The organism is Bacteroidota bacterium, assembly GCA_041658205.1.
Lineage (GTDB): Bacteria > Bacteroidota > Ignavibacteria > UBA10030 > UBA8401 > UBA8401.
Genome location: JBBAAO010000001.1, coordinates 737,732 through 752,216, shown reverse-complemented (window position 1 = coordinate 752,216; position 14,485 = coordinate 737,732). Strand labels below are relative to the sequence as shown.

Below are 14,485 nucleotides of genomic sequence, written 5' to 3'. Positions count from 1 at the left end.
AACTCTAAGTTTAGTTGACACCTAAGACAAATTTACCGACCAACTGTTCCACAGAATATCGTGGAAGAGTTAATCTATTGGATTTCGATAGCATCAACAGCGCAGATCGCTGCCATGTTCACAATATCCGTTACTTCAGCACCTCGTTGTAATACATGAACCGGTTTTGCCATTCCCATCAGGATCGGTCCAATAAGTTCTGCTTCACCGATTCGGCCCATCAATTTATAGGCGATATTTGCTGAATTCAGGCTCGGGAAAATAAGAACATTCGCCGCACCTTTTAGTGAACTAAACGGAAATTCCTTTTCAAGCAATTCAGGCGTTACCGCTGTATCTGCCTGCATTTCGCCATCAACCATCAATTTAGGATTTCTTGTTTTGATGATTTCCACAGCACGCTTTATTTTTTCGGATCGTGGATGTTTGGTGCTACCAAAATTACTGAAGGACAACATAGCAACTCTCGGATCGACATCAAATCGCTGCACGGTTTCCGATGTCAACAAGGCAATCTCGGCGAGTGTTTCAGCATCAGGATCGATGTTCACCGTTGTATCGGAGAAGAAATACGTTCCTTTCTTTGCAATCACGGCATACATTCCGGAAACGTTCTTAATATTTTGCCTCATGCCGATCACGTGAAGTGCGGGACGAATCGTGTCGGGATAGTTCGTTGTCAATCCAGCAATAACACCATCGGCATAGCCAAGACGAACCATCATCATGGAAAAATAAAAACGCTGCTGCATGGTTCGTTCCGCATAATAATGTGTTGCACCTTTGCGCTGGCGAAGTTTATAATACTCTTCCACAAATTGATCTTTCTGCGGAAACGTTTTCGGATCAACGATCTCTACGTGTGCATCAAATTCCAAATGAAGATCCTTAATAACCTTTTGGATTTTTTCTTCGTTCCCGACAAGGATCGGCTGAGCAATATTCTGATCGACGAGAATCTGTGCCGCTCTGAGAATTTTTTCTTCATCCCCTTCCGGGAAAATAATTCGTTTTGGATTTTGTCGCGCTTTCATGAACAACAAGTTCGTAAAGCGTTTTGAGCGGCCGAGTCGTTCTTCCAATTTATCGCCGTATTTTTCCCAATCAGGAATAAGTACACGGGCAACACCGCTATCGACCGCCGCTTTTGCCACAGCAGTTGCCACATGACGAAGTGCGCGCGGATCGAGTGGTTTTGGAATGATATAATCTTTTCCAAAGATGATCGGTTTTCCGCCGTACGCTTTGATAACCGAATCTGGAACATCCTCTTTGGCTAGCGCAGAGAGTGCCTTCACAGCAGCTTTCTTCATCTCCTCGTTGATGGTAGTTGCTCGAACGTCCAGTGCGCCGCGGAAAATAAATGGGAATCCTAACACATTGTTCACCTGGTTTGCATAATCTGAACGGCCAGTTGCCATAATCACATCATTGCGAACGCTTGCTACATCTTCAGGAGAAACTTCAGGGTCTGGATTTGCCATGGCAAAAACAATTGCGTTGGGCGCCATCGTTTTCACCATTTCTTTCGTAATACTGTCTTTCGCGGAAAGACCAACAAAGACATCGGCACCAACGAGTGCTTCCCCGACAGTTCTTGCCGCTGTATCGTTCATGAACTTCTCTTTGTACGGGTTCATATCATTCTTACGACCTTTATAGATGACTCCTTTGGTATCGCACATAATCAGATTCTCTTTTTTCACACCAAGAGCAATCTGCAGATTGGCGCAAGCGATAGCAGCAGCACCCGCACCATTATACACCACCTTCACTTCATCGATTTTCTTCTTTGCAATTTCTAACGCATTGATGAGAGCAGCTGCAGTAATAATTGCTGTGCCATGCTGATCGTCATGAAACACGGGAATCTTCATTGTTTTGCGAAGTTCTTCTTCAACAATAAAACAATCCGGCGCTTTGATATCTTCAAGATTAATACCGCCAAACGTTGGTTCGAGTGCCTGCACCACTTTGATGATCTCATCCGGTGTTTTGGCATTAATCTCAATATCAAACACATCGATATCAGCAAATTTTTTGAACAACACTGCTTTCCCTTCCATGACGGGCTTCCCAGCTTCCGGACCGATGTTGCCAAGCCCAAGAACGGCCGTTCCATTGGAAACAACAGCAACAAGATTTCCTTTGGCGGTGTATTTATAGACATCTTCAGGATTTTTTTCGATTGCTAAACAAGGAACGGCTACTCCGGGGGTGTATGCTAGGGAAAGATCGCGCTGAGTGGAAAATGGTTTTGTGGGTGTTACTTCTAGTTTACCTTTGCGCCCTTGACTGTGATAGTCAAGCGCATCTTGCTCTCGTATTTTCATAAATACCTCTCATCATTGTAAAGTGAATGTGGCTTCCATATTTCTGTTTTTAGTAATGTTCATCCATTGAACCAATGGATGTTTTGCGTTCTGATAGACTACTATTCCTATTGAATCGATCATTGACTTGCCAATCACCGACCCTTTTTCATTGGTAACGGTAAACTCTTCATCAAGTCCAAAAAAACTTTGCGGTAATCGAAATTTTCCTTCAACATCTGTTTTTGCCAGCGGACGTGTTTTTAACAAACTCTCCATATCGCCGTGCAGAAGATAGAAGAGTTTCTCTTCGAATATTTTATCAGAGATCAATTGATAGACATACAGGCCATTTGTCACCCTTCCGGCGTCAAACGTACGGCTATACATTCCTGCTTGTAATACTGTATCGGTTAATGTAGCTATCAATTCTCTTGAGCCAAGTCTGTAAATTCTCAGCGATGTCCATCCATCCTTCGAAATACTAAAACTGATTGTTATGCTCAACATCGATCTATTTGGCGCTTCTGTTTTCTCAGGACTGGATTGATGCAGCATGAACATATAGTGTATCTCGGCCCCGACCACCGGTATATTATTTACATCGACAACTTTGCCATCCAACACATAGGGAGAACGTTCGCTGACAAAACCGACCTTCCCGTTAATTGAACTTCCCGTGGAATATTCCTGGCAACTGCTGAGGAAAAAAAATGTTGCTGTACTAAAAAACACAATATTCAATTTCCTCATAGGCTCACTTCCGAAGAGGAATCCTAGCCCGCACCTGCCACTGACTTGTCCCTTGCAAATTTGGACTCACTTCAAAATTGTATAACGCTGCATCGACATATGCATCAATAATATTCAGAATGTATGTTATGGCTAAATACCAGCCGAACTCGTTTCTCTGCCGTTTATAATTATCCCGAAGGCCGCGGTATTGTTCAGCAAGATAGGCAAGATCGCTTTTTATGCCGGCATTACTTGATGTGTCCCGGGAATAGAGAGTACGCTCATACTGCGTTCTTGTCTGTTTGTACAGATCGTCCTGATTTTTGTAGACAGAATAAAAATAGTACCCCAATCCCCATATCACCGGAATTTTTATATATGATTCGTTATAGATTTGTCCGGCACCCGGAATCACCATTGAACTCAGCATGGCAAGCGTCGGAGATTTTGGGGGAAGAATAGTCGTATCGACAATGCCGATTTGTGCGGCAATCAAAGAATCTTCATTCAAATGAATGACCGTATCCGGAATGGGAATAAAAAAAATTGGAGTGCTTATCGGACGTTCGTATCTGGAAATATATTGCGCTGACCCGACCGAGAAGATTAACAGCAAACAGATCAGCGAATATAATGAGAGATGTTTCATTTAGGGAATAAGAGCTACCACTTCGATTTCGACTAACGCGTCTTTCGGTAGACGAACCACTTCAACAGTCGACCGAGCCGGGGATGCTTCACCGAAATATTTTCCGTAGACTTCGTTCATTGCTGCAAAGTCATTAAAGTTTTTCAAAAACACTGTTGTCTTTACTGCATGCTTGAAATCAGTGTGAGATGCCAACAGAATTGCTTTGAGATTTTCGCACACCTGTTTTGTCTGTTCTTGAATCGTTGTCCCGATCATTTGACCCGTTTTCGGATCCAGGGCGATTTGTCCCGCGGTAAATAATAACTCTCCTTGCGTTGCCACTGCTTGATTGTATGGTCCTATCGGAAGCGGCGCTTGTTCGGTTTTAATGATTGTTTTCATAGGTTTTTTTGTGGTTGTTTGTGCGGAAATCAATGTGCAGAAAATGAAAAAGAGAATGATGTGTTTCATCGGTATTTATCGTCTCATGGTATTCAACTATCTAACAGATCAATCAATCGTTCAAGATCGTCTGCATTGTAATATTCAATGCCGATCTCTCCTCCACCGCTCACATTTTTTCTGATACTGACTTTTGTTCCCAACTTGTGACGCAATCGCGTTTCAATCTGTTGAAATCCAACATCACCGCGCAGATTGGACGGCTTCCCTGAAGACTTAGACGATTTTTTTGCATCCCGTCCTTTGATCTCATCTTCAATTTTTCGAACAGACCAGCCATCTTCAATAATCTTATTATAGAGCTTTAATTGTTTCTTGTCATCCAATGCACCCAGAAGCGCGCGCGCATGGCCCATGGAGATTTTGTTCTCTCGAACACCTTGCCGAATCTTATCCGGAAGTTTCAAAAGACGTAAAAAATTGGTAATGGTCGATCGTTCTTTCCCGACTTTTTCTGCGACTTGATCCTGTGTGAGACTACATTCATCAATCAATCGCTTAAAGGACATTGCTACTTCAATAGGATTGAGATTTTCGCGCTGCAGATTTTCGATTAAACCCAATTCCAACATCTCGGCATCGGAATGGACGCTGATGATATATGCCGGAATGGTTTTCTTCCCCAATTCCTGCGAAGCCCGAACGCGACGTTCACCGGAAATCAATTCAAATGTTCCGCCGATAGTTCGTCGTACGGTGATCGGCTGGATAATGCCGTTCTGCTTGATTGATTGTTTTAATTCCTCAAGTGACTTTTGATCAAAATCCAAACGTGGTTGAAAAGGATTCGGAGAGATTTGCGCTACTTCAATTTCTAATGTGGAAGTTGTCTGCACTACTTCTTTGGAGATTGGCATTGCAGATTGAATGCTTCGTTCCGGTATCCGGGGAATGAGAGCGCTTAAACCTTTTCCTAACACTGATTTTGATTTTGGATCGGACATTATTCTATACTGAATGGGAAACGGATTTCAACGATGCATTCCGGTGGGAGGCCCGCTGTTGATCATAATTCTTCATCACTTCTTTTGCAAGATCGATATAGTTTTTACTACCGGACGAAACTGCATCATACAATAAAATCGGCTTGCCAAAACTTGGCGCTTCGCTTAATCGCACATTTCGCGTTACAATCACAGAAAATACTTTTTCGCCGAAATATTTCTTCACTTCATCAACAATTTGATTTGACAAACGTAATCGTGAATCGAACATCGTCATCAGCACACCTTCAATATCCAACGAAGGATTGAATGATTTTTTTACTCCATTGATTGTGTTTAATAACTGTCCAAGACCTTCGAGCGCGTAATATTCACATTGCACTGGGATCAGGACAGAATCCGCCGATGTCAATGCATTTAACGTGATCAAACTTAACGAAGGAGGGCAATCGATTATAATGTATTCGTATTTCTTTCTAATCGACGTGAGAGCATTTCGGAGTTTCTGCTCACGATTCTCTTCGTTCACCAATTCAACTTCCAAACCGACCATGTTGATATGTGATGGAAGAATAGAGAGGTACGGCATTGTTGTTTTTATGATCGCTTCTTCGGCAGGAATACTGCCATAGATCACTTCGTACGCACTTTTTTCCAGCATTTTGCTTTCAATGCCGACACCGCTGGTAGCGTTTGCTTGCGGATCAATGTCAATCAACAGCGTTTCATGTTCGGCAGCAGCTAGCGATGCGGCAAGGTTTACGGCCGTGGTGGTTTTCCCCACACCCCCTTTTTGATTCGCTATGGCTATTACTTTTCCCATGGAACGCTTTTTGTTTACTGAAAAATTCTTATTTTATTTCAAAACGTCTATTAATATACTTCATTTCAAAAATGGAAGCAACGAATTTGCATTGATTATCAATCTCTTATGGAACAGTATTTATTTATCGGTTTAGGTGGATTTTTAGGAAGTATTGCCAGGTTTGGTTTAGCTTCCCTCATACAAAATAGGACGGAGAGCCTGTTTCCTTATGGTACGATGGTGGTAAATATTGTAGGATGCTTTATGATCGGTTTGTTGATGACACTTTTTCAAGAAAGAATTGTTGTCAGCCAAAATATTCGTTTGTTTTTAATCATCGGTATCTTGGGAGGATTCACAACTTTCTCTTCCTTCAGTTATGATACGCTCGCACTAATGAAATCGGGAAATTTTTTAGGTGCAGGATTGAATAGCGGGTTGAGTCTGTTTGGATGTCTTATAGCTACGTGGATCGGGTTTTATATCGGAGAGAATTTTTAAAATATTTATTCAGAAAAAAATTCTGAATGCAAAAAGTTTTCGTTAATATATTTACTAGATTGTTTTATAATTGCTCGAAGTGTGCCCGGATCAATTTCTTTATGGTTTGGGACAATCAACGTTTGTTTTTCACCCTCTGAAATAATTCTTCGTAACTTTATGTGACTGCCACGCTGTGAATGAATAACAAATCCAAATTTCAACAAGATCGAAATAACTTCATTTCCTGATAGCCGTTTTAATTTAGGCGGCATATGCAGGTTCAACTTCCATTGTCACAATCAGCACTGGATTTTTTACAAAACCCATTTCTTCGTGATTTTCTCCTTCGAAATGCAGCGCCACTGCTTCTTGTAAGTTTGAAACAACTTCATCCATCGTAATACCCTGTGTGACGACATTTATTTCAACACATTCTGCCACAAAGTATTTTTCCCCACGACTGATGACAGCAGTAATCATATGTTTTAAGGTTTTCATACAGGTTCCTCCATAAGTAATCTAATCAAATCTACTATTCTCCGCAAATCTATATCCCCGTAAAAATTCTTCGGCGCTCATTCTCTTCTTCCCTTCCTGTTGAAGTTCAAGAATTTCAAGAACTGAATTCTCGGCGGCTACGAACAATTGCTTTTCACTTACCAGTATTTCACCTGCACCATGAATCTTGAATCCTGAATTCTGAATCTCATTTTCTGTTCTTCTGCTCTTGAATATCTTCACCACTTTTCCATTATGACTCGTCCACGCCGCCGGGTATGGTGAAAGTCCACGGATGAAATTATGGATTTTCTCTGCAGATCGACTCCAATCAATTCGGCATGTCTCTTTAAATATTTTCGGTGCTGGTGAAGCAAGTAGATCATTTTGTTTTTGAGGATTTGCTATCCCTTGTTCAATCCTTTGCACAGTTTCCAATACAGCTCTCGAACCGATATCAGAAAGTGCATCGTGCAATTCCCCGGCATTCATCTCATCTGTAATCGTCACCTTCTCTTGCAAAATGATATTTCCAGTGTCAACTTTATCCTGTAGGAAGAATGTTGTTACTCCCGATTCTTTTTCTCCATTGATAATCGCCCAATTGATTGGTGCTGCACCGCGGTATTTTGGGAGCAAAGATGCGTGTAGATTAAACGCTCCTTTATCTGGGATGGAGTACACTTCTTTTGGTAAAATTCTGAATGCAACAATCACAAAAAGATCTGGTTTGAGTTCAGCAAGTTGAGCGATGAATTGTGGATCTTTCAGCGATTGGGGTTGAAAAATCGGAAGAGAATATTTTTGAGCACATTCTTTTACGGGAGTAAAACTGACCTGCTGTCCTCTCCCGCGCGGTTTATCAGGAGCGGTCACCACTGCAGAGATCGTGTAATTGTTCTTCAGTAATATCTCCAGACTTGGAACAGCAAAATCCGGAGTGCCCATAAATACTATTTTCATTCAAACACCAATAATTTTGCGTCATTGCGAGGAGGAGTCCCGATACTTTGGGATGACGACGTGGTTCCGCTTTTTGTAATCCCGTCTTGCGGAATCCCATAAAACGGGATAATCTGCTTGCGCGCGGGGATAAGTATAATTTCTATAAAACAATTTTTTTACTTTTTGTTTTCGATTTATGCTCGCCTGCAATAACAACTTCATATTCCGTCTCTACATGTCCCTTCATAATTTTCTTCAATTTCGGACGAAGCAATGTTTTCTTCGTTGAGGTCAAATGATCGATAAAAAGGACACCGTTCAAGTGATCCATCTCATGAAGGATGACACGGGCAAGCATGCCATCTGCTGTCAACTCAACCTTTTCCATGTTCACATCGTTGTACTGCACGGTGATCTTTTCGGCGCGCCATACTTTTTCCCTAACCTCCGGTATGCTCAAACAGCCTTCTTCCATTTCCCATTCCCCTTCTTCATCCACAATTTTGGGATTGATAATGGCAAGCGGCTTCGTCCCTTTCCCTGCTTCCATATCGGAAATATCCACGACGAGAATCTGTTTCAAATCTCCCACCTGGTTTGCTGCTAAACCGATTCCATTCGACTCATGCATTGTTTCAAACATATCTTGAATAAGCTTAATGTCCGTATCAGTCACTTCGGCTACTTGTTTTGCTTTTTTCTTAAGAACTTCGTTGCCGTATAGGTAGATTGGTAATATTGCCACTGTTACTCCAAAATAAATTGATCCATTTGTTCATTAATACATTGAATCAATTGCACGATGATTCAATGAAAAAATTATTGTAAGACTCTTCTTGCTTCTGTATATCGTTTTTTATAATAAGATGAATATAATGAAGAAAGTGTCACTCCAAAACTAACGCTTGCGTGGGCGAACATATCGTCGCCGATATAAATACCAACATGTGATGGATTCTGTCCGGTTGTATTAAAAAAGATCAGATCCCCAAACTTCAAATTTTCCTGTTGTACGGATGAACCCAATTTCGCTTGATCTTCCGTTGTTCGCGGAAGTTCTTGGCCTGCGCTTGATCTGAAAATTTCTCTTGAAAAAGCAGAACAGTCGATCCCTCCTTTTCCCTCTCCGCCATATTCATACGGAGTCCCCATCCATCCAAGAATTGCATCCATCATTTTCTGTTGTTCAAAGCTTCCGGCGACAGAGCCACTCGGTTTTTTAGAATCCACACTCTCTTTTTTGGGTGAAACCGGACTTGTTGAAGACTTAGCACTACTAAAACGCTGTTCCACTTTTTTTAGGTCGACTTTTTTATCGTCTTCTCTCTTTTCCTCTTCCATTACTTTGGAGGTGAAACGGATGTTCCCTTTATTAGTCTTCTTCGTTTCTTTTTTTGAGCTATCCTTTCCAGCAAAACGGGGTGATGAAGGACCGCAGCCAATTGCCAAAAGAATGAGAATAATTAACGGAATTTGCCATTTCATGTGATATAATCTACAAAAAATTGAAGAATTTCAGAAATAAAAAACGGCTCATTTTATGAGCCGTCAACAAAATCATTATTAGATTGTCTTTTTGAAAATTTCAAAGAATTGGAGTGTCAAAACCCCTTCAAAACGAAATTCCTATATTTATTCCCAATCCATTTTGTCTATTTAAAGTGAATATTGCCGGTTTAATCGTTACGTTATTGACATACACTTTTTCTTCGCTCGAAATCCCATCGATAATGTTATAGACATACAATACACCTGCACCGATAAATGAAATTGTGCTTATTGTGTTAAATGTGTTCGCTTGAGTTTGATAATCATCATTCACTGCCTGTGCATAAAATGGAGATATTTGATTTTCCGCATCTGTCTTTAAAAATGCAAAGACAATTCCTGATGTTATCAAAGCAGCTTCACCTGAAATAAATAAAAATCCTTTAGTGGATTGTCCTTTATAATATTGAGACCATCCCGGAATAAAACTTCGTGTCACATATTCAGATTTTGACGGTGGTTCTGTTTGCATTGAAAATGGTTTCGGAATTTTCACAAGTGTAAATACAGTATACTCACCATTCGAATATTCTGTGAAGTGCTCTTCTTCCTTTAACCCCATAATTGTTTGAGATTCTCCTTTAATAACAACTTCGGAGGTAATTTTTGTCACCTCTTCAAAGTTCACTGATTCACCATTCTTCATCTCTTCTTTTTGACGGATCTGACTAGATTGATTAACCTGCGCATTCATTTTTGCATCACGAATAACGGCTGCAATTGCACTAAACAAAGCTTTTTCTCGTGCCATTAATTCAGATTGACGGCTTGAAGCCTGTCCCACAAAATAGTTGTTTTTGTAACCGGCAGGAATTTCATCGATCCATTTTGGACGATCATTTGATATAAGAATTTGAAAAAAAACAGAAAAAATTAGCAATATTTTCATTTCCAATTTCCTTCACTATAAAGTGCTTGAATTTCAGCTTCAATTAAAGCTTTATTAAATATCCGAACATCATCAATGTAGCTTTTTAGATATCCTTTATTATTATAGTCTCGTCCGAAATATATTGGCGCTCCTTGAGATGGATTATTAATTGTCGAAGCTAATGAAATAATAGGGACTATATTTTTAGATTGTATACCATTTACATAAATAATTGATTGTGTCCCATTAAAGGTGACACAAATAAAGTTCCAGATTCCTTCTGAGAGTGTTTTTTGCATCTTGTTTTGATGGAATACCGAACCTGCATTATCGGCATACGTATCAAAAACAAGTGATTTATTTGATGAATTATCTATTTGGTAGGACAAATCATATTGGTACACTGTACCGGTTCTTTTGTCCAATATTGAAAAATTTGTACCGGCAACTGGTTCCTTATCAAATTTGATCCAGAGTGCAATCGAAAGAGCTGTAGGTGTATGCAGTGTCGAAGTATCATTTCTAAACATGAAATTTGATGAGCCATCAAAATATGCTCCATTACCTAATCCTCCAAAACGATCACTTCCATTTACTGTTATACCGCTACCAGTTGCATCAAGACCATATCCAGATCTATCTTTTAAATTTCCATTGAATGGATAGAACAAAATCATTCCGTCAGTAGGTAGTTTACCAACTAATGTAAAATTAACAGTTTTAGCACTACTAGTAATTGTGACACCTGACGTATCTTTTGTAGTTGTTCCAATAAAATAATTATTCTTCGATGCAACAATTTTGTAGGTACCAAGAGGAATATTTGAAAGTGTATAAGAACCATCGTTGGATGTAACCGTAGACAATGACGTCCCATCAACACTTATATTTACACCTCCCACTTTCAATCCACTTGTAGAATCTGTTACAGTTCCAGATATGGACCCAGTTATTTTTCCTAAAGAAATCATCAGAGAAGTCTGCCCAATTGTAATATTCGATACCGTTTTAGGATAATATGCTGCAACGCTCGCTGTGACATCATAATTCTGAGTCGCTGGAAGATTGGAAATGAAATATACTCCATTTGCATCTGTCGTTGCAGGATTCGCTGAATACTGTACATTATCAATCTTTCCTTTGGCAATTACTGCAACCCCTTGTAGTTTTGCCAATTCATTTGCGGAATCGACAACTGTACCTGAGATCGATCCAAAGTTTCTTCTCAACACAATATTTGCCGAAGTAGAACCGACTACAACAGAAGTAATTGAGCTATCAACAAATTCAGGAGATTTGGAAGCTGTAATTGTATATGTAGAACCTGTTTGAACATTTAGAGTGTACAATCCTCCAGTCGTACTTGTTGCAGAATAATTTCCGGGGACGGCGGTGACTGTCGCGCCAATAATGCCATTGGATGATTGATCTTTAATTGTTCCTTTGATTTCCCCGTTTGTTTTCACAACCAGCATTGACACAGGAATTGTTTGTGTATTTGTCGAACTTGTTAAATTTTTAAATATCAAAGTTCCGGGATGCAATCCTTCTGCTATGTTAGATCTATCAACTATGATATTTATAACTCGCTGCCCTTGGCCTTCAATATTATCTCGTACGATCGAACTAACTGGTAACCATGTCGTTGGATGATCGGAAACAATGTCCCATTGCAATGTCGTTCCTAATGGCCCAACATTTTTTACTGTAAGCGGTAGGGATGTTGCTCCTGATCCAAATTTTAATGTGTCGGCTGGAGTTACGAGAATCTGAGAAGTTAATCCAGGCTTTGCAATAGACACAACTAAGCTAATATTGCCCCCATTAGAATTGAATGTTACTGTTGCCTGATAATTCCCGGACGTTGTCAGTGCGTTTCTATCTGCGGTTGCAGCAACTGTTGTTCCTGTTGTTCCATTGGCAACTGTAATATTTGCTGACCGATCGAATATCAACCAAGCTGGAGTGTTGGCGGGGTAACTTATTCCAATAGAGGTTACCGTCAATGTTCCAAATCCGGATTGATTTTTAAGAGTGAAGTTTAATACTGTATTACTTGAACCAAAATCTTCACTTGAATTGACAATCTGCAAGACCGGTAATTTTTGTACCATAGTGATTGTGGGCGTTACTAACTGTTTCTTCGCGACAAAAACTGAAGCCGTTCCATTCTCATATCCATCCTTCGAGGCAGTGAGCGTATAGCTTTTATTTTCTGGAACATCCTTAAAATTAAACATCCCGTTGGGATCTGTAACAGCAGCGCCATTTCCAATAGGTGGATTAGAAGAAACAGTAGCACCAGAGACAGCTTGACCATTACTTGTTACTGTCCCATTAATTTCTCCTGTCTCTGGCGGACAGCAGTCATCAGCAAATAAACCAAGAAATACATAAGACACAACGAGAATAATATTTACTACCGTCAAGTTTGTTTTGAAGTTGTGGATCATAATGTTACCCTTATTGTTTGTTTTCCTTTTCAGGATATATTAATTGAACGAAATAATTTTCACCGTATTGTTCCACTGTTAATTTTAATCCCTCTTTTTGCAATTCTTCAATGACATTGTTATATGTTAGACTATTATGATTTACATACATAGACTTTTCATAGTCTTTAGATAAGTCCTTTATCTCACTTCTCCCCTTCGTTTCAAATGTTAGTGTATCTTTGGATTTTACTAGTCTTATTCTAATATGTTGAGTGAATACTTTTGAACCCTGATATGCTTGAGATATTTCTTGATAACTTTTTGTTACAGAATGAACAGTAACAAAACACATACATTTCCTTGTTTCATTAAAAATACAGTATTCATTTTATGCAATTTTCGAGGGTGAGAAAAAGGAGAAATTTATCTGATTTTAGACTCCTCTAATCTACTTTTGATGACCAAAATTGTCAAATTATTATTGTTCTACTGGTAGGTAGCTGTATTGATAGGTAAAAAGGTTTATAGATAAGGATTATTACTTTATTCCGCAATCACGTAAATACGTGGTTTTTAAAATAAAACCATCGAAATAGACGGAATTTCAATGGTTAATTTTTATTTTAGGCACGAATAAAAAACCCCTTCAAAGTCTTTGAAGGGGTTTCTAAAAATATATTTGATTAAATGTGGATTATCCAAGATACGAGCGCAGATTTTTACTTCGCGATGCATGTCGCAGTCGACGAATTGCTTTTTCTTTAATCTGACGGACCCGTTCGCGAGTGAGATTGAATTTTTCGCCGATTTCTTCGAGTGTTAACGAGTGTTCTTTGTGCAGACCGAAATAAAGACGGATCACTTCGGATTCACGCTCGCTTAATGTCGCCAGTGCACGTTTCACTTCTTCCTTTAGTGATTCATCCATTAAGATAGAGTCAGGCGCAGGCTGACGCTCGTCTTGAATAACATCAAGCAGTCGGTTATCTTCTCCCTGTGCAAATGGAGCGTCAACGGAGAGATGACGTCCTGAAATTTTTAATGTATCGGCAACTTCAAACACGGACATATCGAGTTCTTCTGCAAGTTCGCTGGCACTTGGTTCGCGTTCGAATTCCTGTTCTAATTGACTGAACGCTTTACCGATCTTGTTCAATGCACCGACTCTGTTCAATGGCAAACGAACGATACGGGATTGTTCTGCAAGCGCTTGAAGAATCGATTGACGAATCCACCACACCGCATAGGAAATGAATTTAAATCCACGGGTCTCATCGAAACGTTTTGCTGCTTTAATCAGTCCAAGATTTCCTTCGTTGATTAAATCGCCGAGTGACAATCCTTGATTCTGATATTGTTTCGCAACGCTCACCACAAAGCGAAGATTCGCTTTCGTCAATTTCTCCAACGACTTTTGTCCGTTGGCTCCTCCCTTTTTAATATCCTTTGCATATTGGATTTCTTGATCGGGAGTTAGCAAATCGACTTTACCGATCTCTTGAAGATACTTGTCGAGCGATTGGCTCTCTCTATTCGTGTATTGTTTTGTAATTTTTACCATTAACGCTTCACCTTACTGATAGAATTCATGGATACGACTAACATCTTAACAACATTCTTTTGCTTCTTGTTTCGGCGGACAGATTTCTGTCCCGTAGCTGCAAAATATACAGCAATCCCCTGCTTTCGGTTTCAGAACTGATTTACACTGTGTACATTCATAAAAAAATTGACATGCACTGATCGGCATTGTTTCTTCTTTTTGAAATCCGCATTCCGGACAAGTAATGATCGATTGAAGAACCATCATACTCAT

The 14,485-nt window shown here is 39.8% G+C and carries 17 protein-coding genes; 1 reads left to right on the top strand and 16 read right to left on the bottom strand.

Annotation, left to right across the window (positions count from 1 at the left end; translation table 11 throughout):
- Positions 1-74: 74 nt before the first annotated feature.
- The 6 genes from WDA22_03085 to WDA22_03060 form a co-directional block, all read right to left on the bottom strand.
- Positions 75-2,333 carry an NADP-dependent malic enzyme gene (locus WDA22_03085; protein ID MFA5832441.1) on the bottom strand — a complete coding sequence of 753 codons (2,259 nt, stop codon included), beginning with the start codon at positions 2,331-2,333 and terminating at the stop codon, positions 75-77.
- Positions 2,334-2,345: 12 nt separating this feature from the next.
- Positions 2,346-3,065 (bottom strand): hypothetical protein, encoded by a 720-nt coding sequence (locus tag WDA22_03080; protein ID MFA5832440.1) that lies wholly within the window; start codon positions 3,063-3,065, stop codon positions 2,346-2,348.
- A gap of 4 nt (positions 3,066-3,069) precedes the next feature.
- Entirely contained in the window at positions 3,070-3,696 is a 627-nt protein-coding gene (locus WDA22_03075) for a DUF5683 domain-containing protein (protein ID MFA5832439.1), read from the bottom strand.
- Entirely contained in the window at positions 3,697-4,080 is a 384-nt protein-coding gene (locus WDA22_03070; protein ID MFA5832438.1) for a RidA family protein, read from the bottom strand. It abuts the gene before it with no gap.
- A gap of 92 nt (positions 4,081-4,172) precedes the next feature.
- Positions 4,173-5,084, bottom strand: coding sequence for a ParB/RepB/Spo0J family partition protein (locus WDA22_03065; protein ID MFA5832437.1), 912 nt, complete (start codon positions 5,082-5,084; stop codon positions 4,173-4,175).
- 4 nt (positions 5,085-5,088) lie between these two features.
- Entirely contained in the window at positions 5,089-5,907 is an 819-nt protein-coding gene (locus WDA22_03060) for an AAA family ATPase (GenBank protein ID MFA5832436.1), read from the bottom strand.
- A gap of 108 nt (positions 5,908-6,015) precedes the next feature.
- On the opposite strand from WDA22_03060, the gene crcB reads away from it, so the two are divergent.
- Positions 6,016-6,390, top strand: coding sequence for a fluoride efflux transporter CrcB (gene crcB / locus WDA22_03055; GenBank protein ID MFA5832435.1), 375 nt, complete (start codon positions 6,016-6,018; stop codon positions 6,388-6,390).
- A gap of 5 nt (positions 6,391-6,395) precedes the next feature.
- Here the strand turns inward: crcB and WDA22_03050 are convergent, their stop codons facing one another.
- From WDA22_03050 to WDA22_03005, 10 genes are all read right to left on the bottom strand, one after another.
- Complete coding sequence (locus WDA22_03050; GenBank protein ID MFA5832434.1) at positions 6,396-6,644, bottom strand: type II toxin-antitoxin system HicA family toxin; 249 nt, start codon at positions 6,642-6,644, stop codon at positions 6,396-6,398.
- Entirely contained in the window at positions 6,634-6,870 is a 237-nt protein-coding gene (locus WDA22_03045) for a type II toxin-antitoxin system HicB family antitoxin (GenBank protein ID MFA5832433.1), read from the bottom strand. Before WDA22_03045 ends, WDA22_03050 begins: the two co-directional genes overlap by 11 nt.
- A gap of 21 nt (positions 6,871-6,891) precedes the next feature.
- The gene (gene fmt, locus WDA22_03040; GenBank protein MFA5832432.1) at positions 6,892-7,833 is read right to left on the bottom strand and encodes a methionyl-tRNA formyltransferase; all 942 of its coding nucleotides are present in this window, start codon (positions 7,831-7,833) and stop codon (positions 6,892-6,894) included.
- Positions 7,834-7,975: 142 nt separating this feature from the next.
- The gene (gene def / locus WDA22_03035) at positions 7,976-8,560 is read right to left on the bottom strand and encodes a peptide deformylase (protein ID MFA5832431.1); all 585 of its coding nucleotides are present in this window, start codon (positions 8,558-8,560) and stop codon (positions 7,976-7,978) included.
- A gap of 74 nt (positions 8,561-8,634) precedes the next feature.
- Positions 8,635-9,300: an NlpC/P60 family protein gene (locus WDA22_03030; GenBank protein ID MFA5832430.1), complete on the bottom strand. Its 666-nt coding sequence runs from the start codon at positions 9,298-9,300 to the stop codon at positions 8,635-8,637.
- A 127-nt stretch (positions 9,301-9,427) separates the two neighbouring features.
- Entirely contained in the window at positions 9,428-10,252 is an 825-nt protein-coding gene (locus WDA22_03025) for a hypothetical protein (GenBank protein ID MFA5832429.1), read from the bottom strand.
- Positions 10,249-12,687, bottom strand: coding sequence for a carboxypeptidase regulatory-like domain-containing protein (locus tag WDA22_03020; protein MFA5832428.1), 2,439 nt, complete (start codon positions 12,685-12,687; stop codon positions 10,249-10,251). The genes WDA22_03025 and WDA22_03020 overlap by 4 nt, the downstream gene beginning before the upstream one ends.
- 10 nt (positions 12,688-12,697) lie before the next feature.
- Complete coding sequence (locus WDA22_03015; GenBank protein MFA5832427.1) at positions 12,698-13,021, bottom strand: hypothetical protein; 324 nt, start codon at positions 13,019-13,021, stop codon at positions 12,698-12,700.
- 342 nt (positions 13,022-13,363) lie between these two features.
- Complete coding sequence (locus WDA22_03010) at positions 13,364-14,230, bottom strand: RNA polymerase sigma factor RpoD/SigA (protein MFA5832426.1); 867 nt, start codon at positions 14,228-14,230, stop codon at positions 13,364-13,366.
- 45 nt (positions 14,231-14,275) lie between these two features.
- Positions 14,276-14,485, bottom strand: coding sequence for a GDCCVxC domain-containing (seleno)protein (locus WDA22_03005; protein MFA5832425.1), 210 nt, complete (start codon positions 14,483-14,485; stop codon positions 14,276-14,278).